We start from the raw sequence: 26,911 nt of genomic DNA, 5'->3' as shown, positions 1-26,911 counted from the left end.
TACACTTGCCGTCCTACTAACGTGCAGGAAGTTTCGCTATATCTTCCAAATTGAAGAATTAGACTTACACGCACTTACCTCCCATAAGATAGCTCCCACAAAATTACTGGATATTTCCTACCGATATTCTCCTTGATAAGAACTCATTACAAACTATGATTGAGTTGTCACCAAGGAGTGGCACTCACTATTACTTACAAGGAGTTCACAACATGAAAGCAGTTACTCTGGAAACCAACAAAATCGCTAACCTGGCTTTTCTGGTTGCACCGAAAGCCCGATAAGTAAATGAGACGCTGGGGAGTGCCGGCTTACCCAGCGTTTTCTATGGCCCCGCCAGAGCGAACAGCCCTTCATGCAGATAAACCCACATCTCTTCATGCTTCCCCGCACGCCCGGTCAAATAGTCTGGGATTACCGCAACCACAAGCAATTTGAACTCAACCTCGAATACTCGACGCGACTCGCGCAACTTATCGACAACCCCCGAGCGTTCGACACCAACAATATAATCGACACACAGTTTCTCAATACTGGAATATTGATAACGTCCACCCAGCGAGCAATCGAATGGGGCTGGGATGAACTATCAAAGATATTTCATATCGGCACTAAAAACATACCTTGCGAATATACACCCAAGAACATTCATGAATGGTCGAGACATTATCTGGACCATTGCAACGAAGTATTGGCCTCCAGCGGCTCAGGTGCGGATAACACCCGCCACGCGACCGGCAAGCTGATTGCCCTGCCCGCCCCTGCACGCCTGCCGGAAGGTTATCTGGCCGATGCCCTGGTCAATCGGAAAACCTGCCGCTCTTTCACTGGAGACGCGGTATCGCTCGACCACCTCAGCACCCTGCTCTATCTGTCGCTCGGCCATCTGAAAGAGCGTGAAGACGATCTCGACGACTCAGTCGCCGACGGCCTCGGCGCACGCCGCAGCAGCCCTTCGGGTGGAGGACTGAATGCCTGCGAAGGGTTTGTGCACGTGCAAAACGTCGAGTGCCTGGAACCCGGACTCTACGCCTACCACGCAGCCGATCACGCCCTGAGCTTCGTCAATCCCTTGCCGGTTGCGCCGCTGGGCCAACTCTTGTGCGGGCAACACTTCATCAACAACTTGCCGGTCGGTCTGTTTATCAGCGCGCGTTTCGACAAGTTGTGGTGGAAGTACCAACACTCGCGCGCCTACCGAATGGCCTACGTCGAGGCCGGGCATATCTCCCAGACCTTTCAACTGGTCGCTACTTCCCTCGGTTTGGGCACCTGGCTGACCGGCGCGCTGAAAGACGATCAGGTCGAAGCGCTGCTCGGACTTGAAGACAATGCTGAACAACCGTTGTTTTTCGTCGGTTGTGGCCGCAGCGACGGGCAAGTGATGTGCAAGGAACTGAAAGCGTTGCTGAACCAGAGACAGCAACAATGACTACCAACCCTGCGGCGGCGGAGTTCCCGGTCGGGCACTTTACCCTTGGCGACTGGAACAACCGCGCGTCAGTGCGCACGAGCGGCAACACCTATCTATTGCCATCACCGCCGGAACTGGAGCGCCAATTGCTCCACCGGCACTGGTTTCCGCCGGGTTTCCTGCCCTATCTCGATCACCCGAGTATCCAGGCTGCCGGCCCAGCGGTGGTTCATCGCCTGACGGCCAATCACTTGGTGTATTTCCTCGACTACACCACGTTGCTGGAACACCGCATCGTCAATCGCGCGGTGGAAACCATCGTCCACGACGAACTCGGCGTCGCTATCCCGCTGCGCATGAAAACCGCCGGGTTACAGCTCTACACCGACGAAGGATTCCATGCGCTGTTCTCCAACAGCGTCGCCGAGCAGATTGCCGACCTGTACGGGATCACCTCGCGGCCGTTGATGCCACGACGAATCACCCGGCTCAACGACCTGCTCGCCCGAGCCCCTAACGAACACAAAGCGCTGGCGCTGTTCCTGGTCGGTTTCGTCTCGGAGACGATCATCGCCCGCGAACTGCTTGATCTGTGCCGCGACCTGCTGGTGTCCGGTGTTCAGGAAATGCTCAGGGATCACCTCACGGACGAGGCTCGGCACAGTCGCTATTTTGCGCAAGTGTTCCATTACGTGTGGCTGAACCTGCCCGGCACCCGGCGCACCCTCGCCGCCCATTGGCTGGTGGAAATCATCCTGCTGTTTTTTGAAATCGATGACCGATGGCTCAGGGAAAGCCTGCTCAGCGCCGAACTGGATGCCGTTTGCATCACCGACATCCTCGGTGGCCTGACGGGCATGAACGCCGTTGCAGCGCGTGCGCGTTCAGGGGCGGGCGCCACGCTTAAGGCACTGCACACGGCGGGATTTTTTGACCTGCCCGGCAATCGACAACTTTTCGCGCAGGCAGGGCTCATTGATGAATGAAGACAACGCCGCTGTGAGTGTTAAAAAACGCCGTGTCGCGGTCATTCTGCTGATGACCATGGTGTTGCTCGGGGTCTTTCCGCTGGACGTGCTGTTGCCTTCATTTCCGGCATTGGCTGAGCACTTCCGCACCAGCCCCGCCGACATCGCGTTTTCCATCAGCCTGTTCGCCGTCGGCATTTCGTTGTCGCAACTGCTGATCGGGCCACTGTCGGACCGCATGGGGCGCAAGGGCTTGCTGTTGGCGGGCATGGCGGTATCGATAATCGGCGCGACAGGCTGCCTGTTAGCCACCGATTATTCCTGGTTCCTGCTGTTCCGGATGATCCAGGCCATCGGCTGCGGATGTTTTGTGCTGACCCAGGCGCTGGTTCAGGACTTGTTCGCGGGCAAGGAGCGCGATCGGCTGAGAATCCTCATGGTCACCGCCAGCGGAATTTTCATTTCCATATCGCCGCTGGCCGGCACGTTGCTGCAACAAGCGCTCGACTGGCCTGGAAGTTTTGTCGTGTTCATCGCGCTGGCCGGCGCGGTGTTTCTCAAAGCCTGCTTCTTCCTTGAGAACCAGCGCCCGACCAACGTTATGCACCGAGGTATCGTCCAGTCATACCGGGTGGTTTACCGCGACGTCGGTTTCACCGGTTACTGGTTGATTGCCGCCATTGCATTCGCCTGCCATTTCTCCTTCATCGTCATCTCGCCGCTGATTTTCATGGATCAATTGCAGCTCTCGCCCTACGAATTCTCGCTGACGCTGCTGCTTTACGGGCTGGCGTACATCATTGGCGGGATCATCGCGCGGATCCTCGGCGGCCGGATCGCGCCGAACACGCTGATCATCGTCGGCCTTGGCCTGATCTTCTTTTCGGGGCTGGTCATGCTGATATTGTCGAAACTGCTCGGGTTGTCGACGCCGACGGTGCTGGTTCCGATGATCATCTGCACTGCCGGCACCACCATTGCGCGGCCGGTCGCGACCTCGAAAGCCATGGAGATATTCCCGGACAGGGCCGGCACGTCGGCGTCGGCGGGCAACACACTGGTGTTCATCTTCGGCGGACTGATCAGCGCGTTGATCAACCTCAGCGCAACTGATTTGCAGACCACTCTGGCGGTGAGCTTTCTGCTATTGAGCGCCAGCGCGATCATCTTGAATGCGCTGATCACCCGGCGGCATCGGGCGCTGACGGCCGGGTGAACACTGCCGGTCGTCATTCCACACACGGCGTCAGCGCTGGATCGGTACTTTCCGGCATTCCCTCCTGACGCCAGCGGTGTAGAATCGCGAGATTCATCGCCATTCATCCCCCGGCGGGTTTATGAGCTCAGGCTGAGGCAAGCGGCGATCCCGCAAAGTCATCGGCAACTTCCGGACACACGGCCATTTCTGAGTGTTCCAGACGTTCATAGAAGCTCACTTCCCCTTTAGCACCTGATTAGCCGCCCGGAGTGTTCCATGCCTGATTACCGCTCGAAAACATCCACCCACGGTCGCAACATGGCCGGCGCGCGCGCACTGTGGCGCGCCACGGGGATGAAAGATGACGACTTCAAAAAGCCGATCATCGCCATTGCCAACTCGTTCACCCAGTTCGTACCGGGCCACGTCCACCTCAAGGACCTCGGCCAACTGGTCGCCCGCGAAATCGAACGCGCCGGTGGCGTCGCCAAAGAATTCAACACCATCGCCGTGGATGACGGCATCGCCATGGGCCACGACGGCATGCTGTATTCGCTGCCGAGCCGCGAGATCATCGCCGACTCCGTCGAGTACATGGTCAACGCCCACTGCGCCGACGCCATCGTCTGCATCTCCAACTGCGACAAGATCACCCCTGGCATGCTGATGGCGTCCCTGCGCCTGAACATCCCGGTGATCTTCGTTTCCGGCGGCCCGATGGAAGCCGGCAAGACCAAACTGGCCAGCCACGGCCTCGATCTGGTCGATGCCATGGTCATCGCCGCCGACTCCAGCGCTTCTGACGAGAAAGTCGCCGAGTACGAGCGCAGCGCTTGCCCGACGTGCGGTTCGTGCTCCGGCATGTTCACCGCCAACTCGATGAACTGCCTGGTTGAAGCCCTGGGCCTGGCGTTGCCGGGCAACGGTTCGACATTGGCCACCCACAGCGACCGCGAGCAACTGTTCCTGCAAGCCGGCCGCACCATCGTCGAGCTGTGCAAGCGCTACTACACCGACAACGACGAGTCGGTGTTGCCGCGCAACATCGCCAACTTCAAGGCGTTCGAGAACGCCATGACCCTGGACATCGCCATGGGCGGTTCCACCAACACCATCCTGCACTTGCTGGCCGCCGCCCAGGAAGCCGAGATCGACTTCGACCTGAAGGACATCGACCGCCTCTCGCGCCACGTACCGCAACTGTGCAAAGTCGCGCCGAACATCCAGAAGTACCACATGGAAGACGTACACCGCGCCGGCGGGATCTTCAGCATCCTCGGTTCGCTGGCGCGCGGCGGTTTGCTGCACACCGACCTGCCGACCGTGCACAGCACGTCCATGGCCGAAGGCATCGCCAAGTGGGACATCACTCAGACCAACGACGAAGCCGTGCACCATTTCTTCAAGGCTGGTCCGGCGGGCATCCCGACGCAAACTGCGTTCAGCCAGTCGACCCGTTGGGAAACCCTCGACGACGACCGTGAAAACGGCTGCATCCGCAGCGTCGAGCACGCCTACTCGCAAGAGGGCGGCCTCGCCGTGCTGTACGGCAACATCGCGCTGGACGGTTGCGTGGTGAAAACCGCCGGCGTCGACGAGTCGATCCACGTGTTCGAAGGCAACGCGAAAATCTTCGAAAGCCAGGACAGCGCCGTACGCGGCATCCTCGCTGACGAAGTGAAGGCCGGCGACATCGTGATCATCCGTTACGAAGGTCCGAAGGGCGGCCCGGGCATGCAGGAAATGCTCTACCCGACGTCGTACCTGAAATCCAAAGGCCTGGGCAAAGCCTGCGCCCTGCTCACTGACGGCCGTTTCTCTGGCGGCACGTCGGGCCTGTCCATCGGTCACGCATCGCCGGAAGCCGCTGCCGGCGGCGCGATTGGTCTGGTGCAGGACGGCGACAAGGTGCTGATCGACATTCCCAACCGCTCGATCAACCTGTTGATCAGCGACGAAGAACTGGCCGCACGCCGGGTCGAGCAGGATCAGAAAGGCTGGAAACCGGTGGAAAAACGTCCACGCAAAGTCACCACCGCGCTCAAAGCCTACGCCCTGCTGGCCACCAGCGCCGACAAGGGCGCCGTGCGTAACAAAGCAATGCTCGACGGCCTGTAACGCTTAACCGTCGAACAAAAAAATACCCCGCCCAGTGCGGGGTATTTTTTTGCCTGTTACTGAATCTCTTCCGGTTTGACGATCACCCAGTTTTTGTCCGCCGTCACCGGCAAGCCTTCTTTCGCTTGCGCCGCCGCGTGTTTGGCCATCATGCCGTTTATCTGGGTCATGTATTTGTCCTTGCGGTTGATCCACAAATGGATGCCGCCCTTGGCCACGTCCACGCCGTGGAACAACATGAAACCGTCGCTGGTCGGTGTATCGCCGCCGACAAGAATCGGTTTTTTCCACTCGTCGATGTAAGTCAGGATCGCCGCTTGTTTGCCGGCCATCCAGGTCGCCGGGGTCCACAGGTACGGGGTCAATTCGAGATCGAGGTTGGCTTTCTCGTCATATTTGCCGGCGGTGATCTGCTTGCGCGCGGTGGTCAGTTCGCCGGTCTTGCGGTCCTTGAGCAGTGTGGTCACACCGATGACGTTCTGCGGTTTGACGTTGTAGCCGTACTTCGGATCGGCCGCGACCATGCGCACCAGTTCCTCGGACGCGGCGGTCATCACGTAAACCTCGATGCCGTTTTCCATCAACTTGTTGTACAGCTCGGCCTGGCCGGTAAAGACTTTCGGTGGCTGGACCTCGATGGTCTTGACCACATCGCCCTCGTAATACGTGCTCGGCACCGGTTTGCCGGAGGCCATCAGCTCATCGACATAACCCTTGAGCTCTTTGAGGGTGAAGCCGGAAAACACCTGGGCGACCCACGGATAACAAACCATGTCGTCGATTTCGCAGAGGCGATAGTAGTAACTGAACAGGCTTTCCTTGTGCTCGGCGGTGTCCTTGAACGGGATCAGTTTCAGCGACGGGTCGAGGGTGTCGCGGGTGATCAGGCCCTTGTTTTCCATGAACGGCAGCAACGACTCTTCGAGGTCGTAGCGGTAACTGGTGTTGTCCATGTCGAACACCGCGAAGTTACCCTTGTTGGCATTGGCCGCGATCATCGCGTCCAGCGCCTTGGCCTGATCGAGCGGCCAGTGTTTCAGATCAGTGGCGGAGACCTGCGCGGCGAGGCTCAAGCCCAAACCAAGTCCCAGCGCGACAGCCAGCATTTTCGGTGCGAACTTCATGTGCGTGCTTCCTTGTGAAGAGACGCTGATTCAAAGACATCGACGCTAGCAAAAAACCGTGACAGTTCTCGCCTGCCCGCGACCGCTTGCGTCCCCATCGCGCCAGCTGCATCCCTGACAACGACACGCGCTTATTCCAAAAACGACAGTCAACCTCCGATTTCGGTATTAATTCATTAGATATCAAGCTGTTAGGCTTGCCGGTTCGCAGCTGCCCCGGAAGGTAGCTGGCACAAGTCGCTTTCGGAGTTTTTATGAATCTGCCACTGATTCTCAACTTGCTGGTGTTCCTCGCCCTGCTCTTTGGCTTGGCACAAACCCGTCACACCTCGTGGAGCCTGGCGAAAAAAGTCCTGCTCGCGCTGGCGCTCGGCGTCGCGTTCGGTGTGGCGCTGCACACGATTTATGGCGCCGGCAACCCGGTGCTCAAAGCCTCGATCAGTTGGTTCGATCTGGTCGGCAACGGTTACGTGCAGTTGCTGCAAATGATCGTGATCCCGCTGGTGTTCGCTTCCATCCTCAGCGCCGTGGCCCGTCTGCACAATGCTTCGTCGCTGGGCAAAATCAGTTTCCTGACCATCGGCACGCTGCTGTTCACCACCGCCATCGCGGCGCTGATCGGTATCGGTTTGACCAACCTGTTTGGCCTGACCGCTGAAGGCCTGGTCGCCGGTACCCAGGAAATGGCCCGCCTGCAAATCATTCAAAGCGATTACGCGGGCAAGGTCGCTGACCTGAGTGTGCCGCAGTTGCTGCTGTCATTCATCCCGCAGAATCCGTTCGCCGACCTCGCGCGGGCCAAGCCGACGTCGATCATCAGCGTGGTGATCTTCGCCGCGTTCCTCGGGGTCGCGGCGCTGCAATTGCTCAAGGATGACGTCGAAAAAGGTCAGAAAGTGATCAACGCCATCGACACCCTGCAAGCCTGGGTGATGCGTCTGGTGCGTCTGGTGATGAAGCTGACCCCGTACGGCGTGCTGGCGCTGATGACCAAAGTGGTCGCCGGTTCCAACCTGCAAGACATCATCAAGCTCGGCAGTTTTGTCGTGGTGTCGTACATCGGCCTGGGCCTGATGTTCGTGGTCCACGGTTTGCTGGTGTCGGCGGCCGGGATCAACCCGCTGCGCTTCTTCCGCAAGATCTGGCCGGTGCTGACGTTTCCGTTCACCAGCCGTTCCAGCGCGGCGAGCATTCCGCTGAGCATCGAAGCGCAGACCACGCGTCTGGGCATCCCGCAATCGATCGCCAGTTTCGCTGCCTCGTTTGGCGCCACGATTGGCCAGAACGGTTGTGCCGGTTTGTACCCGGCGATGTTGGCGGTGATGGTCGCGCCGACGGTTGGCATCAACCCGCTGGATCCGCTGTGGATCGCGACGCTGGTGGCGATTGTGACGCTGAGTTCGGCCGGTGTGGCGGGCGTGGGTGGCGGCGCGACGTTTGCCGCGTTGATCGTGCTGCCGGCGATGGGTCTGCCGGTGTCACTGGTGGCGTTGCTGATTTCGGTCGAGCCGCTGATCGACATGGGCCGCACGGCGTTGAACGTCAGCGGTTCGATCACCGCCGGGGCGATTACCAGCCAGGTGATGCAGCAAACTGATAAACAGCTGCTGGATGCGGATGAGCATGGGGCGTTGGCTCACGCTTAAGATTCTCATCGCCTGAGCGGGCCCCTTCGCGGGCAAGCCTCGCTCCTACAGGTTATGCGCCGTCTAGGAAATGGCGCCAATCCTGTAGGAGCGAGGCTTGCTCGCGAAGCTTTTCAGGCCTTCTCCCACACCTCAAAGCTGTACGCCGGTTTGTCATCCACCGCCGGGTTCTCGACGTTCGACACCAGTTTCCATTGCTGCTGATCAAACTCCGGAAACCACGCATCCCCCTGCGGGCTCAACGCCACGCGGGTCAGGTACAGCCGATCGGCCTGCGCCAGACCTTGCGCATACAACTGCGCGCCGCCAATCAGCATCAACTCATCGACGCCCTGCGCCTTCGCCCACTCTTCGGCGCGAACCACCGCAGCTTCCAGCGACGAAAAAACCTCCGCGCCTTCCAGCAGCAGATCGGCCTGACGGCTGACCACGATGTTCAACCGGCCCGGCAACGGCCGCCCGAGCGAATCCCAGGTCTTGCGACCCATGATGATCGGCTTGCCGAGGGTCGTAGCCTTGAAGTATTTGAAATCCCCCGGCAAGTGCCAGGGCATGCTGTTATCGACGCCGATCACGCGGTTTTCACCGAGGGCTGCGATCAGGCTGAGGGGAAGTGATTTAGTCATGTCGGCGAGGATACCAGAGCCTCCCATACCCCGATAAGCGCCACAGCGGTTATGCTCAGCGTTCATTTGAGCGACGGGAAGCCGCGTGACTGAACTGAATAACCTCTGGCTGACGGAAACCATTCGCTTGCGCGAAGAACACGCCGGCCCTCTCGACGATCTCGAAGCCAACCGATTGGCCCGCAGCGCGGGCGGCGACCTGCCGACGCGAATTCAGCGCCGCGCCTTGTGGCTGGCCGAGCGCGACGGCCTCACCGGCGCCCTCAAGCACTGGCTGCAAGGGGCGCGACTGGCGCTGGTGCTGATGGTCGTGCTGGCCCTCGTCAGCGGCGCCGGCCTGGCGTTTTCGGCGCTGGGCAACGGTTCACAACCGGTCAACATATTCTGGGCGCTGGGCACGCTGCTCGGTTTGAACCTGATCCTGATGATCAGTTGGGCGCTGGGTTTGGTGTTCGCCGGTGAACACGGCGCCGCGCTCGGCCGGTTGTGGTTGTGGCTCAGCGAAAAATTCGCCCGCGACGCCAAAGCCGCGCAACTGCCGCCGGCCCTGCTGCTGTTGCTGCAACGGCACAAACTCAATCGCTGGGCGCTGGGCTCGCTGGTCAATGGTTTGTGGCTGCTGATCATGCTCAGCACGTTGAGCATGCTGGTGCTGATGATGGCGACCCGGCGCTACGACTTCATCTGGGAAAGCACGCTGTTTGGCGCCGACTTTTTTGCCGCGCTCACCGACGCCCTCGCCGCCGTGCCGCACGCGCTGGGCTGGAGCGCGCCGCGGGTGGACATGATTCGCGTGACCCTCGACACCGATTACAACCGCGAACTGGTGCGTCAGAGCTGGGCTATCTGGCTGGTCGGCGCCGTGCTGATCTACGGCGTACTGCCACGACTGGTGCTGATGCTGCTGTGCCGCTGGCGCTGGAAACGCGGGCGCGCGGCGCTGCGTCTGGACCCGACCCTGCCGGGCTACGCGCAATTGCGCGAACGCCTGATGCCCACCAGCGAACGCCTGGGCATCAGCGACGCCGCGCCGGAGCAACTGCACCGCGTCGAAAGCGGCGTCAGTGCTTTGCAAAGTGATGGCGCGCTGCTGGTCGCCATCGAACTGGACGAGCAACGCCCATGGCCGCCGCAATTGCCGAAATCGGTGAGCAATGCCGGCATTCTCGACAGCCGCGAATCGCGACACAAACTCCTCGAACAATTGAGTCGGTTTCCCCCGGCGCGCCTGGCGATTGCCTGCGATCCACGGCGCTCGCCGGATCGCGGCAGCTTGGCGTTGATCGGCGAACTGGCGCGCAACGCCAGCGCCACCCGCGTCTGGCTGCTGCAAGCGCCGCCCGGCGAAGCGCTGGATGCCGCGCGCCTCGGCGACTGGCACGCAGCGCTGGAACAATTGGACTTGCCGTTCGCCGATTGCGCGCCGATGAATTGGCTGGAGACCGGTCATGACTAAGCCTTTGAAGCTCGCGGTGGTCGGCCACACCAACGTCGGCAAAACCTCGCTGCTACGCACCCTGACCCGCGACGTCGGTTTCGGTGAGGTGTCGCATCGGCCAAGCACCACGCGGCATGTCGAAGGCGCGCGGCTGTCGGTCGACGGCGAGCCGTTGCTCGACCTCTACGACACGCCGGGGCTGGAAGACGCGATTGCCCTGCTCGATTATCTCGAACGCCTGGAACGTCCCGGCGAACGCCTCGACGGCCCGGCGCGCCTCGCGCGGTTCCTCGACAGCAGCGAAGCCCGGCAGCGTTTCGAGCAGGAAGCCAAAGTGATGCGGCAACTGCTGGCCTCGGACGCCGGCCTCTATGTGATCGACGCCCGCGAGCCGGTGCTGGCCAAGTACCGCGACGAACTCGAAGTGCTGGCCAGTTGCGGCAAACCGTTGCTGCCGGTGCTGAACTTCGTCAGCAGCGCCCACCAGCGCGAAGCTGATTGGCGCGAAGCCTTGGCGCGCCTGGGTTTGCATGCGCTGGTGCGGTTTGACAGCGTCGCCCCGCCCGAGGACGGCGAGCGCCGACTGTATGAAAGCCTGGCGCTGCTGCTGGAAAACGCGCGGCCGCAACTCGAGCGCTTGATTGCCGATCAACAAGCGCAACGCCTCGCGCGTCAGCACAGTGCGGCGCGGCTGATTGCCGAGTTGCTGATCGATTGCGCGGCGTGCCGGCGCAGTGTGGTCAGCGAAGCTGCAGAGGAACAACAAGCGATCAGCGAATTGCGCAAAGCCGTGCGCCAACGCGAACAGCGTTGCGTCGAGGCGCTGCTCAAGCTCTACGCCTTTCGCCCGCAAGATGCGGCGGCCAGCGACTTGCCGCTGCTGGACGGGCGTTGGGGTGATGACTTGTTCAACCCCGAAACCCTCAAGCAATTGGGTGTGCGGGTCGGCGGCGGGATTGCGGCGGGCGCGGCGGCGGGGGCTGGCGTCGATCTGCTGGTCGGCGGCCTGACCCTCGGCGCGGCGGCCCTGGCCGGAGCGATTGCCGGCGGCGCCCTGCAAACGGCGCGCAGTTATGGCAGCCGATTGCTGGGCAAGATCAAAGGTCAGCGCGAATTGACCGTCGATGACAGCGTGCTGCGCCTGTTGGCGCTGCGTCAGCGTCAGTTGGTGCAAGCATTGAACCTGCGCGGGCACGCGGCGATGGACAGCATCCAGGTCGCAACGCCGCAGGACAAAACCTGGCGCGAAGGCAAACTGCCGGAAGCATTGAACAAGGCCCGCGCGCATCCACAATGGTCGTCGCTCAACCCCCATGCCAAATTGAGCCAGGCTGAGCGGCAAGAACAAATTGAAGCCTTAGCCGAGAAAGTCGTAAACCCATAACCCCTTGTAGCAGCTGCCGAGCAACGCGAGGCTGCGTTCGGCTGCGCAGCAGTCGCCAAACCAATCCCCGCGCATGTTCAGGTTACCGCGCACACCGGATTGGCGAGGACTTCGTCCTCGAACGCAGCCTCGCGGGCTCGGCAGCTGCTACAGGGCGCGTGCGCAGTGGTCGTCGGTCAGGGTGAGCGGCCAAAACGAATTGAAGCGCTAGCCGAGAAAGTCGTAAACCCATAACCCCTTGTAGCAGCTGCCGAGCCCGCGAGGCTGCGTTCGGCTGCGCAGCAGTCGTAAAACCAGTCACCGCGCCATGTCAGGTTTACCGCGCACACCGGATTGGCGAGGACTTCGTCCTCGAACGCAGCCTCGCGGGCTCGGCAGCTGCTACAGGGCGCGTGCGCAGTGGTCGTCGGTCAGGGTGAGCGGCCAAAACGAATTGAAGCGCTAGCCGAGAAAGCCCTAAACCCATAACCCCTTTTAGCAGCTGCCGAGCAACGCGAGGCTGCGTTCGGCTGCGCAGCAGTCGTAAAACCAATCACCGCGCATGTTCAGGTACACCGCGCACACCGGATTGGCGAGGACTTCGTCCTCGGACGCAGCCTCGCGGGCTCGGCAGCTGCTACAGGGTGGTGTTACCAATTGATCTGCAAATACTGTTTCACCAACGCCGTCACCCGACTTCGATCGGTGCGGTTCGAGTGCCCGTCATTGTCGACATCCGAACTCAAAATCACTTCCAGCCTGCCGTCGTTATCCTGATCATGCGCAGCAGCCTTATAGGCAATCTGCGCGCCGTCATGAAAATGCAGCCGCACCGTTTCCGCCGTGCCATCGCCTGAAGGGTTCTGCGAGAAAATCCGCAGGTGTCGCTCCTCGCCTTCCCCAATGTTGAACCACGCGCATTTCAAATAGGTTTTACCCAGCACCTTGAGGCGCAGCAACTCCGCCGCCGTCGCCTCGCGCAACAGCCGGTCATCCTCATAAAACCGGAAAAGCAGAAAATCCCCGACGCCCTGCGCGCTTCGATCCTGCGCCACCACTTGCAAATAACGCATCCGTGCGTCCTCCTGGAAAAACCCAGCTTGCAGCGCAACGGCAGAGCAATCCATCCGGCGTTTCCGAATGTCCTGTGCGACGGTTCAGCAGGTCACGCCAGACAAAAGCCGCAACGCCCTGTCCTTCAACAACGCAAGGTCTATCACCGGCACGTGCATTTCCTTGGCTTGCTCATCCCACTGGCGCATGCGCAGGCTGATCGCGCATAACGGATCGCGCTCGAAATCGTCGGCCTCGGCCAGCGTCATCACGCCGCCCTGATAGTCCAGCGTGCGACGGCTGGCTTCGCTCAAGCGTTGGAAATAACCCGGCTGTTTCAGCGTCAGGTAACGCTTGGCTTGCACGTGATATTCCACCAACCGCGCCAGGCGTTCGCTGAAACCGGCGCGGCGCAGGTAATCGGCGCCCAGCCGTTCATGGCTGACCACGCCGAAACCGCCCATGTTTGGCGCGTGCTCGGCGCAAATGTGACCGATGTCATGGAAAAACGCCGCGAGCACCACTTCGTCGTCGAAACCCTCGGCCATCGCCCGTTCAGCGGCTTGCGACATGTGCTCGATTTGCGACACCGGTTCGCCGATGTAATCGCTGTCGCCGAAGCGTTCGTACAGTGCGAAAACCTCGGCGATTACTTGCTCGTGGCGTGTCATCAAACCTCTCCCAGCAACATCGCGACATTGCGCTCAGCCAGCGCCGGCCCGACGCTCATGCCGACCCCGGAATGCATCAGCGCCACGCTGACACCGGGTTGCGGGCGCAGGAACGAGAACGGTCCCGGCCCTCTTGCGCCGTAGACGCCCTGCCATCGCTCGATCACCTGAATCCGGCAGTCCAGGGTTTGTTCGGCCAGTTCGATCATCCAGTTGTCGACTTGCTCGGCGTTGAATGGCGACGGATCGCGGCCGTAATGGTGGGAATCGCCGATGATCAGTTCGCCGTAAGGCGTCGGGCTGATCAGCAGATGGATGCCGTTGTCATGCAGGTGCGGCGTCTCGCGGAGGATTTGCGCTTGCACGGCGGCGGCTTCCGGCAAGTCGGCGAAGGCGCCGTAGTGCACGCAACTCAACCCGGTGAGCAACGCGTGTTGCAGGTTGAGAGTGAGCAGCGGCCGCGCGCGCAGCATTTGCAGACGACAGATTTGCGGGGCGAGCGCGGCAATCGGCTCGGCGAGCAACGTCTGATAATCGTGGCCGGAGCAGACGATGATCTGTTCGGCGCTGAAATGGCCGGCGGTGCTGTGCAAGCGGCCGGGCTCGATGTCGCGCACCAGCGTCGAGAAGTGAAACTCGACGCCGAGTTCGCTGTGCAGATAGTTGATCAGCGCCGGAATGGCTTCGCGCGAATACAGCTGTTGATCGTCCAGCCCGTGCAGCGCCGCGCGATGATGGCTGAACTGGCCGCCGTACAGATCGCGTAACGCGGCACCGCGCAACAGTTCGACGTTGTAGTTGTGTTCAACGGCGCGGCCGGCGCAAAAGGCTTCCAGCAAATGCTCTTCAGCTTCGCTGCGGGCGAACAGGTATGAGCCGTTGCGCTTGAGTTGCAGCCCGGCGACGTTGGCCCAATGCCCCCAGATGTCGCGGCTCGCCTTGGCCAGTTCGAGCATCGGCCCAGGTGGCTGGCCGGTGACCAGCGCCTGACCGAAGTTGCGCACCGAGGCGCCGAGCGGGGTTTCGCTGCGTTCGAAAACGGCGACTTTCAGCCCGCGTCTGGCGGCGGCGTAGGCGTGGGACAAACCGAGAATCCCGGCGCCGACGATGAGCATGTCGTGGTGTTGTGTCATTGAGAGATGTCCTGAATTTGAAGCCGCCTTCGCGGGCAAGCCTCGCTCCTACAGGGAATCGCGTCCCCCTGTAGGAGCGAGGCTTGCCCGCGAAGAGGCCCTTTCAGCCAATAAAGATCTTACTTGGCGACGACTTTCTCGGACTTGCCGTCGTAGCGCTTGCGCCATTCGGCGAGGATTTCGTCGCGATTCTTCGAGGCCCAGGCAAAGTCATTCTTGATCAAACGCTGCTCATAATCGGCTGGCAACTCGGTTTGCGGCTTGGCAATCCCCGGTTGCGCGAGCACCGCAAAGTTCTCTTTGTACAACTCCATCGCCGCCGGGCTTGCCGAGAAGTCCGCGAGCTTCTTCGCCGCTTCTTCGTGTTGCGAACCCTTGATCAGCGCGGTCGCTTCGATCTCCCAACCGAGGCCTTCCTTCGGCAGGATTATGTCCAGCGGCGCGCCTTGGCGCTTCAACTGAACCGCCGGGTATTCGAACGAAATACCAATCGGAAACTCACCCGAAGCCGCCAGTTTGCAAGGCTTGGAACCGGAGTGAACGTACTGGCCGATGTTCTGGTGCAAGCCGTCCATGTACGCCCAGCCCTGCTTCTCGCCGAAGGTTTGCAGCCACGCGCTGACGTCGAGGAAACCGGTGCCGGACGAGGCCGGATTAGGCATGACGATCTTGCCTTTGTATTCGGGTTTGGTCAGGTCCTGCCAGCTCAGCGGCTTGCTCAAGCCCTGCTTTTCGGCTTCGACGGTGTTGAAGCAAATGGTCGCGGCCCAGACGTCCATGCCGACCCAGGCTGGCGGGTTGGCGGCATCGCGGTAGTTGCTGCCGATCTTGTCGAGGTCCTTCGGCGCGTAGCTTTGCAGCATGCCTTGCTGATCGAGAATCGCCAGGCTCGACGCCGCCAGTCCCCACACTGCATCGGCTTGCGGACGGGCCTTTTCGGCGAGCAATTTGGCGGTGATGATCCCGGTCGAATCGCGCACCCATTTGATTTCAACGTCCGGGTTGGCTTTCTCGAACGCGTCTTTGTAGGTCTTCAGTTGTTCGGCTTCGAGGGCGGTGTACACCGTCAACTCGGTTTTCGCCGCGAAGGCGTTCAGGCTGAAAGCGGTGAGGACAGCAGCGGCCAGGGCCAGGGGCTTGAACATGATCTTTTCCTGTTTTTGAGTTGAGGGTGTGAGTCAGTGGCCGGGCGCGGTTTGCCGCCAGGCCTGGGAGCGGCGCAGCAAACCGCGCGATGCCCAGGCCAGCAGCAGCGACACGCCCGCCGAGGTGAACAGAATCAGGGTCGACATCGCCGCCGCACCGCCGACATTGCCGGCGTCGTCCATATTCAGCACCGCCACCGCCGCGAGGATGGTGTCGGGGCTGTAGAGGAAGATCGCCGCCGAAACCGTGGTCATCGCCGATACGAACAAATAGCGCACGATGTCCAGCAGCGCCGGCAGGCAAATCGGCACGGTGACGCGCAGGTAATGCCGATACAGCGGCGCTTTCAGCGACAGCGCGGCGGCTTCGAACTCGGCGTCGAGTTGGCGCAGCGCGGTGGTCGCGGTCATTTGCGCGGTGGTCAAATAATGCGCAATGGTGCACACCACCAGCAGCGTCATGGTCCCGTAGAGCACGTGCAACGGGTTGCCGCTGAGATTGAAGAAGAAGACGTAACCCAAACCCAGCACCAGCCCCGGCACCGCCATCGGGATAAAACTGAGCATGCGCAGCGTCAGGTTGAGGCCGCGCTGGCCCTTGGTTTTTTCCATCAGGTAAGCGCCGGTGAAGATCAGCACGCTGCCGATCAACGCGGTGCCCAAGGCCATTTTCACGCTGTTGCCGTAGGCCAGCCAGCCGCCGCCCGCCGTGTCGTTGAACTGGTAATGGTTGAGCGACAGCGACAGGTTGTACGGCCAGAATTTCACCAGCGACGAGAACACCGCCATGCCGAACACCAGCAGCAACACCGCGCAAATCAGCAACACAAGCGCCAGATAACAGCCATCGCGCAGCTTCGACGGCGCCGGTTGGAACACTTGCGCGCGACCGCTCATGGCATCGCCCTGGCGCCGCCGCAGCCAGGCATCGACGCCAAAACTCAGCAGCGCCGGCAGCAGCAAAACCATGCCGATCAACGCGCCGCGACCAAATTGTTGCTGGCCGACCACGGCTTTGTAGGCTTCCAGCGCCAGCACTTGATAGTCGCCACCGACCACCACCGGCACGCCGAAGTCGGTGATGGTCAGGGTGAACACCAGGCAAAACGCGGCGAACACGGCTTGACGCGTCGCCGGCCAGGTGATGCTGCGAAAGGCTTTCGCCGGACTGGCGCCCATGCTCGACGCCGCATCGAACAATCGCGCGTCCGCCAGCGAAAGCGCTGACAGCAGAATCATCAAGGCGTGTGGGAAGGTGTAGATGACCTCGCCGAGGACAATGCCCCAGAAGCCGTAGATATTGTCCGAGAGCAGTCCGCGCAACATGCCTTGGTTGCCGAACAGATAAACCAGGGCAATCCCCGGCAGCATCGACGGCGCCATCAATGGCAGCAGCGAGATGCCGCGAAAAATGCCTTTGCCGGGAATCAATGTGCGCTGCAACGCGTAGGCAAACAGGTAGGCCAGCGGTACGACAATCGCCGCGACGCTGAGGGAAACTTTCAGGCTATTGCCGAGCAACCAGTGAAAATTTGCGCTGCTCAGCAATTCTCGCGCAGCGACCAGACCACCGCCCTGCCCGGCTTCGGCGCTGAAGCCGCGCCAGAAGATCGCCAGCAACGGCATCAACACCGCGACACCGAGCAACATCAGCAACAGCACTTTGCCGCCGACCACGAACAACCGATCACCAAGCTCGGCGCGCGAAGTCTGCCGAACCTGCTTGTGCGCAATCGGCAGCGCGAGGTTCGCGCTCATCAGGCGAACACCTGCAGGCTGCGCGGTGGCAAAGCGACCATGATGTGCTGCGCGCCGAGGCGTGGCATGGCTTCCGGCGCCAGTTCGGCGAGCAAGGCGTGGCCCGGCAACTGATCGAGTTCGAAACTCATGCGGCAGCGATTGCCGAGAAAAGTGATCTCGCGAACCTTGGCCGGGAACAGGTTTTCTTCGTGCACGGGCGGGTTGACGTTGATTGCTTCCGGACGACAGAACAGCCGACCGGACGAGGTTTTCGCGCTGCCGTCGGCCAGACGCATGTTCATTCCGCCGACCTGCGCATGGCTGTCGCTGCTGCGTTGGAACGGCAGCCAGTTACCCTGACCGACAAATTCCGCGACAAACGGCGTCGCCGGGCGATCGTAGATTTCCTGCGGCGTGGCGTATTGCTCGACTTTGCCGTTGTTCATCACGGCGATGCGATCGGCCATCAGCATCGCTTCGTCCTGATTGTGCGTGACCATCAACGTGGTCACGCCGAGGTTGCGCTGCAATTGGCGCAGCTCGGTGCACAGGTGCTCGCGAACGCGGGCGTCGAGGGCTGACATCGGTTCGTCGAGCAGCAATAACGAAGGCGCCGGGGCCAGAGCGCGAGCCAGCGCTACACGCTGTTGCTGGCCGCCGGACAATTGGCCGGGGTACTTTTTCTCGCTGCCGAGCAGGCCGACCAGTTCAAGCATTTGCCCGACGCGCTTGCGCACTTCGTCGCGACCACTGCCGGCGAGGCCGTAGGCAATGTTCGCTTCGACGGTCAGATTGGGGAACAGCGCGTAGGACTGAAACAGAATGCCGTAGTCCCGAGCCTGCGGGGCGAGGTGGGAAACGTCGCGATCACCGAGGTAGAGCTCGCCGCTGTCCTGTTTCTCCAGGCCGGCGATGCAGCGCAGCAAAGTGGTTTTGCCGCAACCCGACGGGCCGAGCAGGCACACCAGTTCACCGGCGGCGACGTCGAGCGAAACATTGTCCAGCGCGGTAAACGCACCGAAGCGTTTCTGCACGCCACGCACTTTCATCGGCGCGCCGGGGTTGGTCAGGGCAGTTGCGTTCGAGTGGTTCATGGACAGACCTCATCAAGCAGATGAAGCCCATCCTAGGTTTGTAATGCGTCCGTCATGTGGCAGCGAGGCAAAAACGACTGATAGTGGTATTCGGGGATTTGGGTTGAAGTCATGCGGTGCCTGAACTGACGCCATCGCGGGCAAGCCTCGCTCCCACAGGACTGTGCAAATCCTGTGGGAGCGTGGCTTGCCCGCGATGAGGCCATTAAAGGCAATAAAGATTTCAGGCCGGCGCCATTTCCTGCGCCAATCCGAGGAACGCCGCCGGCAGCCGCGCGCTTTTGCGTTCCTTGAGGCAGTACAGGTATTCAGGAATCTGCGGCGCATTCTCGATGGTCAGCACGCGCAATTGCGGATCGTGCGGCACCTCCTGGCGGGCAATGATGCTGATGCCGATATTGCGCAGCACCGCTTCGCGAATCGACTCGCGGCTGCCGATCTCCAACAACGGCCCGAAACCTACACCGGCGCCCGCGAGCAATTCCTCGGTCAGCCGCCGCGTGGTCGAACCCGACTCGCGCATCAGCAAGGTATGCCCGGCCAGCGCACTCAGCGGCACATGCTCGTGCACCGCCAACGGATGATTACGATGCACCGCCAACACCAGCGGATCGCTGCCGAGCACCCGGCGGATCAGCCGCGCGTCGTCGAGCAGTTGCGATGACGCAGCGACATCAACGCGGTAATCCTCCAGCGCTTCCAGCACCTGCTGCGAATTGCCGATTTCCACCGAAACTTCGACGTGCGGCAAGCGCTCGCGGAAGGCTTTCACCAGATCCAGAATGTAATACGGCGCCGTCGCGGCGATGCGCAACGTGCCTTGGAGCTGACCACTGTTGCGCAGGAAAAACTCGATATCGGCTTCCTGCTGCAACAGCGTCTTGACCATCGGCAGCAACCGCGCGCCCTCGTCGCTGACGCTCAGACGGCGGCCGCCACGGTAGAACAGCTCAACCGAATACTGACTTTCCAGATTGCGAATCTGCGTGGTCACCGTCGGTTGGCTCAAGCCGAGCTTCTTCGCTGCCAGGGTAATGCTGCCCAGGCGGGCCACCATGTAAAACGCCTTCAGCTCGGCACTCAGCACAACCGTTCCTCATGCTTATTTGCGCAACAGGCGCAAACCGTTGAACACCACCAACAGGCTCACGCCCATGTCGGCAAATACCGCCATCCACATGGTGGCGATCCCGGCGAAGGTTACCCCAAGAAAGATCAATTTGATGACCAAGGCAAGGGCGATGTTCTGTTTGAGGATGCTCGACGTCTGCCGCGACAGGCGAATGAACGCCGGGATCTTGCGCAGATCGTCGTCCATCAGGGCGACATCAGCGGTTTCAATCGCGGTATCGGTGCCGGCAGCGGCCATTGCAAAACCGATCTCGGCGCGGGCCAGCGCCGGCGCATCGTTGATGCCGTCGCCGACCATGCCGACGTTATGGCCCTGTGCATAAAGCGCTTCGATTGCTTGCAGTTTGTCGGTCGGCAGCAAATCGCCTTTGGCTTCGTCGATGCCGACTTGTGCGGCAATCGCCTGCGCGGTGTGGGCGTTGTCGCCGGTGAGCATCAGGGTTTTGATGCCCAAGTCGTGAAGCTGTTGGATCGCTTCGCGGCTGGACTCTTTCACCGTATCGGCCACGGCAAACAGCGCCAATGGGCCGGACTGGTCGAGCAGCAGCACCACGGATTTACCCTGTTTTTCCAGAGCAAACAGCTTCTCTTCCAGCGCTGGGGAGCAAAGGTTCAGCTCCTCAACCAGTCGGTGGTTGCCCAAGTGGTAGACCTGACCGTCGATTTCGCCGCGCACACCGCGCCCGGCCAAGGCTTCGAAGTTATCCACAACCCGCGGCGCGAATTGCTTATCCACAGCCGCGTTGGCGATGGCCAGCGACACCGGGTGATCGGAACGACCGGCCAGCGCAGCCGCAATGGCCGGGGCGGTTTCGTCGGCAGTCGGGTCGAGGGACAAATAGTCGGTCTGCACCGGTTTGCCGTGGGTGATCGTGCCGGTCTTGTCCAACGCCAGGTAATCGAGCTTGTAACCGCCCTCCAGGTACACGCCGCCCTTGACCAGAATGCCTTTGCGCGCCGCCGCCGCAAGGCCGCTGACGATTGTCACCGGCGTCGAAATCACCAGCGCACACGGGCAAGCCACCACCAGCAAGACCAGCGCGCGGTAGATCCAGTCGAACCACGCGGCAGCCATGAACAGCGGCGGAATCACCGCCACCGCCAACGCCAGCACGAACACTGCTGGCGTGTAGATTTTCGAGAACTGATCGACGAAACGCTGAGTCGGCGCGCGCGCACCTTGCGCTTGTTCGACCGCGTGGATGATCCGCGCCAGGGTCGAATTATTCGCCGCTGCCGTCACGCTGTATTCCAGCGAACCTGCCTGGTTGATGGTGCCGGCGAAGACTTTGTCGCCGATGGTTTTCTCGATCGGCAAGCTTTCGCCGGTGATCGGCGCCTGATCGATGGTCGAGGTCCCGGAAACCACTTCACCGTCGAGGCCAATGCGCTCACCGGGCTTCACGCGCACGCGCGCGCCGAGTTCGATGGCTTTGACATCTTGCTCGAGCCAACTGCCGTCGGCCTGCTGCACCGTGGCTTGCTCGGGGGTCATCTGCATCAGGCCGCCGATGGCATTGCGCGCACGGTCGAGGGATTTCGCCTCGATCAACTCGGCGACGGTGAACAGGAACATCACCATTGCCGCTTCCGGCCACTGGCCGATCAGGATCGCGCCAGTCACCGCGATGCTCATCAGCGCGTTGATGTTCAGGTTGAGATTTTTCAGGGCAATCCAGCCCTTTTTATAGGTGCCGAGGCCGCCGCTGAGGATCGACACCAGCGCGATGATCGCCACCACCCAGTTCGGCGCGGCGTTGGTGAAATGGATGACTTCGGCGCCCAGCGCGGCGACACCGGACAGCGCCAGCGGCCACCAATGTTTTTTCTCGACAACCGCTGCCGGCGCGTCGACGCCCTCTTCCAGCGGCTCGGCGACCATGCCCAGCGACTTGATCGCGTCGATGATCGGCGCGTTGCTCGGCAAGTCATGAGTGACGCCCAGCACGCGGTTGATCAGGTTGAATTCCAGTTGCTGCACGCCCGACAGCTTGCCGAGTTTGTTCTGGATCAGCGTCTGCTCGGTCGGGCAGTCCATCGCGTCGATGCGAAAGCTGCTCAGACGTGCGCCCGCCGTCGGCGCTTCGGTCAATTGCACCAGCGAGGGCGCAGCGACTTTCGATGAACAGCAGGAATCGGCTTGGGCGCCGTGCTCATGTCCATCGCTATGGCCATGATCATGTTCATGTCTGCCGTGGTCGTGCTTGGCCACGGGCTGCGGTTTGCTGCAGCAATCGTCGGTAGCATCAGGTTTGTGCGTGTGCAGGGAATCGCTCATTGGTCGCGTCCGGAAAGGTGCCTGTTGCCAAGTAAAGACCCTGTAGCCACTATAGGGTCAAGCAACCTTTTGGAGATTGTTGCAATGAAGATCGGCGAACTGGCAAAACTCACCGACTGCGCGGTGGAAACCATCCGTTATTACGAGCGGGAAAACCTGCTGCCCGAGCCGGCTCGCAGCGACGGCAATTACCGCGTCTACACTCAGGCCCACGCCGAACGCCTGACGTTTATCCGCAATTGCCGCACGCTCGACATGACCCTGGAAGAAATCCGCAGCCTGCTGGCGTTGCGCGACAGCCCGCAGGACCAGTGCGAAAACGTCAACGCGTTGATCGATGAACACATTCATCACGTTAAAGCGCGGATCGACGGGTTGATGGCGTTACAGGCGCAACTGCTCGACCTGCGCCAACGCTGCGGCGAAGGGCCGGAAGCCGATCAATGCGGGATTTTGCAGCGCCTGGAAGTCAGCGGCGGGGTGGTGGCGACGGAGGTTGAGCATTCGCACGTGGGCAGAAGCCACGGGCATTAAGACCACCCTGGAACAAATGTGGGAGCGAGCTTGCTCGCGATGAGGCCATCACATTCAACATCTATGTTGACTGTCAGGCCGCTATCGCGAGCAAGCTCGCTCCCACAGAGTCTTTGATCGTTCTTTAGACCGCCATTGGCGCGGTCATCGGCGCGTGGTGCTGATAACCCTCAAGCGAGAAATCGCTCGGTTCGACCAATTCCAGCCATTCCGGTTGATACACGCCGGTTTCGGCAAACGCCGGCACGCGGTCGCTGATCACCAGTTTCGGCATCGGGAACGGCTCGCGGGTCAGCTGTTCATTGAGCATGTCCAGATGGTTTTCGTAGACGTGCGCATCACCGATGAAATAGGTGAACCAGCGCGGCGTGTAGCCGGTCAGGCGCCCGATCAGGCTCAGCAGCGCCGCGCCTTCGGTGAGGTTGAACGGCGTGCCCAGGCCCAAATCATTCGAGCGGATGTACAGCGTCAGCGAAATCTCTTTGGTCTCGACGTTCGGGTGGAACTGGTACAGCAAGTGGCACGGCGGCAAGGCCATTTCATCCAGCTGCGCAACGTTCCAGCCGTGGAACAGAATGCGGCGGCTGCCCGGATCCTTGATGATCGTATCGACGCACTGGCGGACCTGGTCGATGGCCTTGTACAGCACGACGTAGGCCTGACCGTCTTCTTCGCCCTCGGCAATCTGCCGATAGCCCTGACCCAGCGTCTGCTCGATCGCGGCTTTATTGCTCACCGGGATCTGCTTGTACGCCGGCCATTTGCGCCATTGCACGCCGTAGATTTCGCCGAGGTCGTCTGCGCCCTGACGGAACGGGTTGGCCAGCCACTGCGCGTTTTCGTTGGCGTTCTGGTCCCAGACCTTGCAGCCCAAGGCGCGGAATTCAGCGGCGTTGTTGACGCCACGGAGGAAACCGCACATCTCGCCAATCGCCGATTTGAAGGCCATTTTGCGCGTGGTAATCGCCGGGAAACCTTCTTTCAGGTCATACCGCAGCATCGCGCCGGGGAAGCTGATGGTGTTGACGCCGGTGCGGTTGGCTTGTTTGGTGCCGTTCTTGATGACGTGCGCCACCAGATCGAGATATTGCTTCATGAGTTACCTGTGTCCTTGAACCCGGGAGCCGTCGCCCCCGGTATTCGAATTTATACGGCGGCTGCCGGTGCCGCCGGGGCGCGATGATACGCCAGCCAGATCAGGAACAGACCGGCGAGCACCATCGGCACGCACAGCACCTGACCCATGGTCAGCCAGCCCCACGCCAGGTAGCCCAGTTGCGCATCCGGTACGCGGACGAATTCGACGATGAAGCGGAAGATGCCGTAGAACAGCGCGAACATCCCGGACACCGCCATGGTCGGCCGTGGCTTGCGCGAGAAGATCCAGAGGATCGCGAACAACGCCACGCCTTCCAGCGCAAATTGGTACAGCTGCGATGGGTGACGCGCCAGTTGTGCCGGGTCGGTCGGGAAGACCATCGCCCAGGCAACGTCGGTCGGCTTGCCCCACAATTCGGCGTTGATGAAGTTGCCGATGCGCCCGGCACCGAGGCCGATCGGCACCATTGGCGCGACGAAGTCCATCAACTGGAAGAACGACTTGCCGTTCTTTTTACCGAACCACAATGCCGCCAGCATCACGCCGATGAAGCCGCCGTGGAACGACATGCCGCCCTTCCACACTTCGAAAATCAGGGTCGGGTTGGCCAGATAGGCGCTCAGGTCGTAGAACAACACGTAGCCCAGACGCCCGCCGACGATTACGCCCATCGACATCCAGAAGACCATGTCGGAGAGTTTCTCCTTGGTCCAGGTCGGGTCGAAACGGTTCAACCGGCGCGACGCCAGCAGCCAGGCGCCGCCGATGCCGATCAGGTACATCAGACCGTACCAGTGGATTTTCAGCGGACCGATGGCCAGGGCCACCGGGTCGATCTGCGGGTAAGGCAGCATTGCGACTCCTCGTTAGAGTTGAAACCGAAAGACTTGAAGCAAAATTCCCGGGGGACGCTGTCACCCCAGGATTAAGCCAGGATTGTGCCGTGCGTCAGAGCAGGAAATTCACGCCCACGCAGAACAACAGTGCGGCGAACAATCTTTTCAGCAGGCGCGGCGACAAATTGTGCGCCAGTCGCGCGCCGAAGCGGGCGAAGACCATGCTGGTCAGGGCGATCCCCAACAGCGCCGGCAGATAGATAAAACCGAGACTATGAGCCGGCAGCAACGGATCGTGCCAGCCCAGAATCATGAAACTTAATGCACTTGCCAACGCGATCGGCAGCCCGCAGGCCGATGAAGTCGCCACCGCTTGCTGCATCGGCACGCTGCGCCAGGTCAGGAACGGCACGGTCAGCGAGCCGCCGCCAATGCCGAAAATCGCCGAGGCCCAGCCAATGAAACTGCCGGCGATGGTCAGACCGACTTTGCCCGGCACGGTTCGGCTGGCCTTGGGTTTGAAGTCCAATGCCAGCTGCACGGCGATGATCAACGCAAAAACGCCGATGATCTTCTGCAAGTGCGGGCCGGAAATCGCCTCGGCGGTCAACGCGCCGAATCCGGCGCCGATGAGAATGCCGACGGTCATCCAGGCAAAAATCGGCCAGCGCACCGCGCCGCGCCGGTGATGCTCGCGAACCGCATTCACCGAGGTAAAAATAATCGTCGCCAGCGACGTACCGACCGCCAAATGCGTCAGGATCGACGCGTCAAAACCTTGTAGCGTGAAACTGAACACCAGCACGGGGACGATGATGATCCCTCCACCAACCCCGAACAATCCAGCTAACACGCCTGCACAGGCGCCCAGCGCCAGATAGAGCAGAAATTCCATTGCTGTCTTCTCGCGCATCCCGAAATAGGAGCGGCATGGTAACGGATGCATGGCCTCAAGCTCTACTGGATGGCGATGGATGCGCGCGCAATGTCTGCGTAGAGTGGGCAAAAAACACACAAGGACCACCTTATGTGCCTGATTGTCTTTGCCTGGCGGCCGGATCATCCCCAGCCGCTGATCGTCGCGGCTAACCGCGACGAGTTCTATGCGCGACCCACCCAACCCCTGGCGCAATGGCCGCACGCGCCCGGCGTGCATGCGGGCCGCGACCTCGAGGCCGGCGGCACCTGGCTGGGGATTGGCGCCAACGGGCGCTTTGCGGCGCTGACCAATATCCGTGATCCGGGGCAGCCGGCGTCGTTGAAGTCGCGCGGTGAACTGGTCGCGGGTTTTCTGACTGGCGAGATGTCGATCGATGACTATTTAAGCGATGTGGTCGGGCGTTCGCTGGAATACGCCGGGTTCAACCTGCTGGTCGGCAATGCCAACGAACTGTGGCACTTCAACGCGCACAACAGCGAAGCGGTGATGCTTAAGTCGGGGGTTTATGGGTTATCGAACGCGGGGCTGGATACGCCGTGGCCGAAGGTGTTGAAGGCGAAAGCGGCGCTGAGCGAACGGCTGGACGATCCGCAGCCCGAGGCGTTGCTGGCGATTTTGAGCGATGCGCAAACTGCGCCGTTTACCGAATTGCCGGATACCGGGGTTGGCTTGGCAACGGAGACGTTGTTGTCGAGCGTGTTTATTGCGAGCCCGACGTACGGGACGCGGGCGAGTACTGCATTGATCGTGCAGGCGGATGGCACGCGGTTGATGGTTGAGCGCAGCTTTGGGCCGTATGGCGGGCATCTGGGGGAAGTGGAGATCAGGGCTTAGCTTTTGTGGAGTCAGTTAGAACCACCCCTCACCCTAACCCTCTCCCCAGGGGGTAGAGGGGACTGACCGAGTTGTTTTTTTGATATTTTGCGACCGAGGAAATCGAGTCGAACTCAGGGTTTGAACAGCATGGAGATCGGCTCCCTTTCCCACTCTCCCCAGGGGGTAGAGGGGGCTGACCGAGTTGTTTTTTTGATATTTTGCGACCGAGGAAATCGAGTCGAACTCAGGGTTTGAACAGCATGGAGATCGGCTCCCTTTCCCCCTCTCCCCAGGTGGTAGAGGGGACTGACCGAGTTGTTTTTTTGATATTTTGCGACCGAGGAAATCGAGTCGAACTCAGGGTTTGAACAGCATGGAGATCGGCTCCCTTTCCCCCTCTCCCCACGGGGCAGAGGGGACTGACCGAGTTGTTTTTTGATATTTTGCGACCGAGGAAATCGAGTCGAACTCATGGTTTGAACAGCAGGGAGATCGGCTCCCTTTCCCCCTCTCCCCAGGGGGTAGAGGGGGCTGACAGAGTTGTTT

22 protein-coding genes are annotated in these 26,911 nt (G+C 60.9%); 9 read left to right on the top strand and 13 right to left on the bottom strand.

The window, feature by feature from the left end:
• Positions 1-355 precede the first annotated feature (355 nt).
• The 4 genes from BLU01_RS14650 to ilvD all read left to right on the top strand — a co-directional run bounded on the left by BLU01_RS14650 (position 356) and on the right by ilvD (position 5,698).
• Complete coding sequence (locus BLU01_RS14650) at positions 356-1,432, top strand: SagB family peptide dehydrogenase (protein ID WP_092276693.1); 1,077 nt, start codon at positions 356-358, stop codon at positions 1,430-1,432.
• Entirely contained in the window at positions 1,429-2,400 is a 972-nt protein-coding gene (locus BLU01_RS14645) for a diiron oxygenase (protein WP_092276690.1), read from the top strand. Before BLU01_RS14650 ends, BLU01_RS14645 begins: the two co-directional genes overlap by 4 nt.
• Entirely contained in the window at positions 2,393-3,598 is a 1,206-nt protein-coding gene (locus BLU01_RS14640; protein ID WP_092276687.1) for a multidrug effflux MFS transporter, read from the top strand. The genes BLU01_RS14645 and BLU01_RS14640 overlap by 8 nt, the downstream gene beginning before the upstream one ends.
• Before the next feature lie 258 nt (positions 3,599-3,856).
• Positions 3,857-5,698, top strand: coding sequence for a dihydroxy-acid dehydratase (gene ilvD / locus BLU01_RS14635; RefSeq protein ID WP_092276684.1), 1,842 nt, complete (start codon positions 3,857-3,859; stop codon positions 5,696-5,698).
• 56 nt (positions 5,699-5,754) lie between these two features.
• Here the strand turns inward: ilvD and BLU01_RS14630 are convergent, their stop codons facing one another.
• On the bottom strand, positions 5,755-6,822 hold the full coding sequence (locus BLU01_RS14630; RefSeq protein ID WP_092276682.1) for an HAD family hydrolase: 1,068 nt from the start codon (positions 6,820-6,822) through the stop codon (positions 5,755-5,757).
• Between the two features lie 254 nt (positions 6,823-7,076).
• Here BLU01_RS14630 and BLU01_RS14625 point away from each other — a divergent pair, with 254 nt between their 5' ends.
• Positions 7,077-8,468: an L-cystine transporter gene (locus BLU01_RS14625; protein WP_092276679.1), complete on the top strand. Its 1,392-nt coding sequence runs from the start codon at positions 7,077-7,079 to the stop codon at positions 8,466-8,468.
• Positions 8,469-8,581: 113 nt separating this feature from the next.
• On the opposite strand, the gene BLU01_RS14620 is transcribed toward BLU01_RS14625, so the two are convergent.
• Positions 8,582-9,094: a dihydrofolate reductase gene (locus BLU01_RS14620; RefSeq protein WP_092281618.1), complete on the bottom strand. Its 513-nt coding sequence runs from the start codon at positions 9,092-9,094 to the stop codon at positions 8,582-8,584.
• Between the two features lie 85 nt (positions 9,095-9,179).
• Between BLU01_RS14620 and BLU01_RS14615 the strand changes: the two genes are divergently transcribed.
• Positions 9,180-10,550 carry a DUF2868 domain-containing protein gene (locus BLU01_RS14615; RefSeq protein ID WP_092276676.1) on the top strand — a complete coding sequence of 457 codons (1,371 nt, stop codon included), beginning with the start codon at positions 9,180-9,182 and terminating at the stop codon, positions 10,548-10,550.
• Entirely contained in the window at positions 10,543-11,916 is a 1,374-nt protein-coding gene (locus tag BLU01_RS14610; protein ID WP_092276673.1) for a GTPase/DUF3482 domain-containing protein, read from the top strand. The genes BLU01_RS14615 and BLU01_RS14610 overlap by 8 nt, the downstream gene beginning before the upstream one ends.
• A gap of 629 nt (positions 11,917-12,545) precedes the next feature.
• Here BLU01_RS14610 and BLU01_RS14605 read toward each other — a convergent pair.
• The 8 genes from BLU01_RS14605 to BLU01_RS14570 all read right to left on the bottom strand — a co-directional run bounded on the left by BLU01_RS14605 (position 12,546) and on the right by BLU01_RS14570 (position 22,140).
• On the bottom strand, positions 12,546-12,968 hold the full coding sequence (locus BLU01_RS14605; protein ID WP_092276670.1) for a hypothetical protein: 423 nt from the start codon (positions 12,966-12,968) through the stop codon (positions 12,546-12,548).
• Between the two features lie 84 nt (positions 12,969-13,052).
• Positions 13,053-13,619, bottom strand: a complete 567-nt coding sequence (locus tag BLU01_RS14600; protein ID WP_092276668.1) for a phosphonate degradation HD-domain oxygenase — start codon at positions 13,617-13,619, stop codon at positions 13,053-13,055.
• Positions 13,619-14,752, bottom strand: a complete 1,134-nt coding sequence (locus BLU01_RS14595; protein WP_092276665.1) for a TIGR03364 family FAD-dependent oxidoreductase — start codon at positions 14,750-14,752, stop codon at positions 13,619-13,621. Before BLU01_RS14595 ends, BLU01_RS14600 begins: the two co-directional genes overlap by 1 nt.
• A 119-nt stretch (positions 14,753-14,871) precedes the next feature.
• On the bottom strand, positions 14,872-15,897 hold the full coding sequence (locus BLU01_RS14590) for a putative 2-aminoethylphosphonate ABC transporter substrate-binding protein (RefSeq protein WP_092276662.1): 1,026 nt from the start codon (positions 15,895-15,897) through the stop codon (positions 14,872-14,874).
• A gap of 33 nt (positions 15,898-15,930) precedes the next feature.
• Positions 15,931-17,655 (bottom strand): putative 2-aminoethylphosphonate ABC transporter permease subunit, encoded by a 1,725-nt coding sequence (locus tag BLU01_RS14585; RefSeq protein ID WP_092276658.1) that lies wholly within the window; start codon positions 17,653-17,655, stop codon positions 15,931-15,933.
• Positions 17,655-18,731 (bottom strand): putative 2-aminoethylphosphonate ABC transporter ATP-binding protein, encoded by a 1,077-nt coding sequence (locus BLU01_RS14580; RefSeq protein WP_092276655.1) that lies wholly within the window; start codon positions 18,729-18,731, stop codon positions 17,655-17,657. Before BLU01_RS14580 ends, BLU01_RS14585 begins: the two co-directional genes overlap by 1 nt.
• A 223-nt stretch (positions 18,732-18,954) precedes the next feature.
• Entirely contained in the window at positions 18,955-19,818 is an 864-nt protein-coding gene (locus BLU01_RS14575; RefSeq protein WP_092276652.1) for a LysR family transcriptional regulator, read from the bottom strand.
• A 15-nt stretch (positions 19,819-19,833) separates the two neighbouring features.
• The gene (locus BLU01_RS14570; protein WP_092276649.1) at positions 19,834-22,140 is read right to left on the bottom strand and encodes a heavy metal translocating P-type ATPase; all 2,307 of its coding nucleotides are present in this window, start codon (positions 22,138-22,140) and stop codon (positions 19,834-19,836) included.
• Positions 22,141-22,224: 84 nt separating this feature from the next.
• Between BLU01_RS14570 and cadR the strand changes: the two genes are divergently transcribed.
• Entirely contained in the window at positions 22,225-22,674 is a 450-nt protein-coding gene (gene cadR, locus BLU01_RS14565) for a Cd(II)/Pb(II)-responsive transcriptional regulator (protein ID WP_092276646.1), read from the top strand.
• 124 nt (positions 22,675-22,798) lie between these two features.
• Here cadR and BLU01_RS14560 read toward each other — a convergent pair whose 3' ends face one another.
• From BLU01_RS14560 to BLU01_RS14550, 3 genes are all read right to left on the bottom strand, one after another.
• Complete coding sequence (locus tag BLU01_RS14560) at positions 22,799-23,770, bottom strand: thymidylate synthase (protein ID WP_092276643.1); 972 nt, start codon at positions 23,768-23,770, stop codon at positions 22,799-22,801.
• 50 nt (positions 23,771-23,820) lie between these two features.
• Positions 23,821-24,627 (bottom strand): prolipoprotein diacylglyceryl transferase, encoded by an 807-nt coding sequence (gene lgt / locus BLU01_RS14555; protein WP_092276640.1) that lies wholly within the window; start codon positions 24,625-24,627, stop codon positions 23,821-23,823.
• 94 nt (positions 24,628-24,721) lie between these two features.
• The gene (locus BLU01_RS14550) at positions 24,722-25,504 is read right to left on the bottom strand and encodes a sulfite exporter TauE/SafE family protein (RefSeq protein WP_092276637.1); all 783 of its coding nucleotides are present in this window, start codon (positions 25,502-25,504) and stop codon (positions 24,722-24,724) included.
• Between the two features lie 132 nt (positions 25,505-25,636).
• Between BLU01_RS14550 and BLU01_RS14545 the strand changes: the two genes are divergently transcribed.
• Positions 25,637-26,383: an NRDE family protein gene (locus tag BLU01_RS14545; RefSeq protein WP_092276634.1), complete on the top strand. Its 747-nt coding sequence runs from the start codon at positions 25,637-25,639 to the stop codon at positions 26,381-26,383.
• Positions 26,384-26,911: the final 528 nt, after the last annotated feature.

The sequence above is a fragment of the Pseudomonas prosekii genome (genome assembly GCF_900105155.1).
In the GTDB taxonomy this organism is placed as follows: Bacteria; Pseudomonadota; Gammaproteobacteria; order Pseudomonadales; family Pseudomonadaceae; genus Aquipseudomonas; species Aquipseudomonas prosekii.
Note: the sequence above shows the minus strand (reverse complement) of the source record. Positions and strands in the feature narration are given on the sequence as shown.

Bases quoted from the DNA above. Each gene is read 5' to 3' on its own strand.
- BLU01_RS14630 (WP_092276682.1), bottom strand. From the start codon at position 6,822: ATGAAGTTCGCACCGAAAATGCTGGCTGTCGCGCTGGGACTTGGTTTG.
- BLU01_RS14560 (WP_092276643.1), bottom strand. From the start codon at position 23,770: ATGAAGCAATATCTCGATCTGGTGGCGCACGTCATCAAGAACGGCACC.
- BLU01_RS14590 (WP_092276662.1), bottom strand. From the start codon at position 15,897: ATGTTCAAGCCCCTGGCCCTGGCCGCTGCTGTCCTCACCGCTTTCAGC.
- BLU01_RS14550 (WP_092276637.1), bottom strand. From the start codon at position 25,504: ATGGAATTTCTGCTCTATCTGGCGCTGGGCGCCTGTGCAGGCGTGTTA.
- BLU01_RS14620 (WP_092281618.1), bottom strand. From the start codon at position 9,094: ATGACTAAATCACTTCCCCTCAGCCTGATCGCAGCCCTCGGTGAAAAC.
- BLU01_RS14600 (WP_092276668.1), bottom strand. From the start codon at position 13,619: ATGACACGCCACGAGCAAGTAATCGCCGAGGTTTTCGCACTGTACGAA.
- BLU01_RS14580 (WP_092276655.1), bottom strand. From the start codon at position 18,731: ATGAACCACTCGAACGCAACTGCCCTGACCAACCCCGGCGCGCCGATG.
- BLU01_RS14605 (WP_092276670.1), bottom strand. From the start codon at position 12,968: ATGCGTTATTTGCAAGTGGTGGCGCAGGATCGAAGCGCGCAGGGCGTC.
- BLU01_RS14585 (WP_092276658.1), bottom strand. From the start codon at position 17,655: ATGAGCGCGAACCTCGCGCTGCCGATTGCGCACAAGCAGGTTCGGCAG.
- BLU01_RS14640 (WP_092276687.1), top strand. From the start codon at position 2,393: ATGAATGAAGACAACGCCGCTGTGAGTGTTAAAAAACGCCGTGTCGCG.
- BLU01_RS14610 (WP_092276673.1), top strand. From the start codon at position 10,543: ATGACTAAGCCTTTGAAGCTCGCGGTGGTCGGCCACACCAACGTCGGC.
- BLU01_RS14570 (WP_092276649.1), bottom strand. From the start codon at position 22,140: ATGAGCGATTCCCTGCACACGCACAAACCTGATGCTACCGACGATTGC.
- BLU01_RS14650 (WP_092276693.1), top strand. From the start codon at position 356: ATGCAGATAAACCCACATCTCTTCATGCTTCCCCGCACGCCCGGTCAA.
- cadR (WP_092276646.1), top strand. From the start codon at position 22,225: ATGAAGATCGGCGAACTGGCAAAACTCACCGACTGCGCGGTGGAAACC.
- BLU01_RS14625 (WP_092276679.1), top strand. From the start codon at position 7,077: ATGAATCTGCCACTGATTCTCAACTTGCTGGTGTTCCTCGCCCTGCTC.
- BLU01_RS14645 (WP_092276690.1), top strand. From the start codon at position 1,429: ATGACTACCAACCCTGCGGCGGCGGAGTTCCCGGTCGGGCACTTTACC.
- BLU01_RS14545 (WP_092276634.1), top strand. From the start codon at position 25,637: ATGTGCCTGATTGTCTTTGCCTGGCGGCCGGATCATCCCCAGCCGCTG.
- lgt (WP_092276640.1), bottom strand. From the start codon at position 24,627: ATGCTGCCTTACCCGCAGATCGACCCGGTGGCCCTGGCCATCGGTCCG.
- BLU01_RS14595 (WP_092276665.1), bottom strand. From the start codon at position 14,752: ATGACACAACACCACGACATGCTCATCGTCGGCGCCGGGATTCTCGGT.
- ilvD (WP_092276684.1), top strand. From the start codon at position 3,857: ATGCCTGATTACCGCTCGAAAACATCCACCCACGGTCGCAACATGGCC.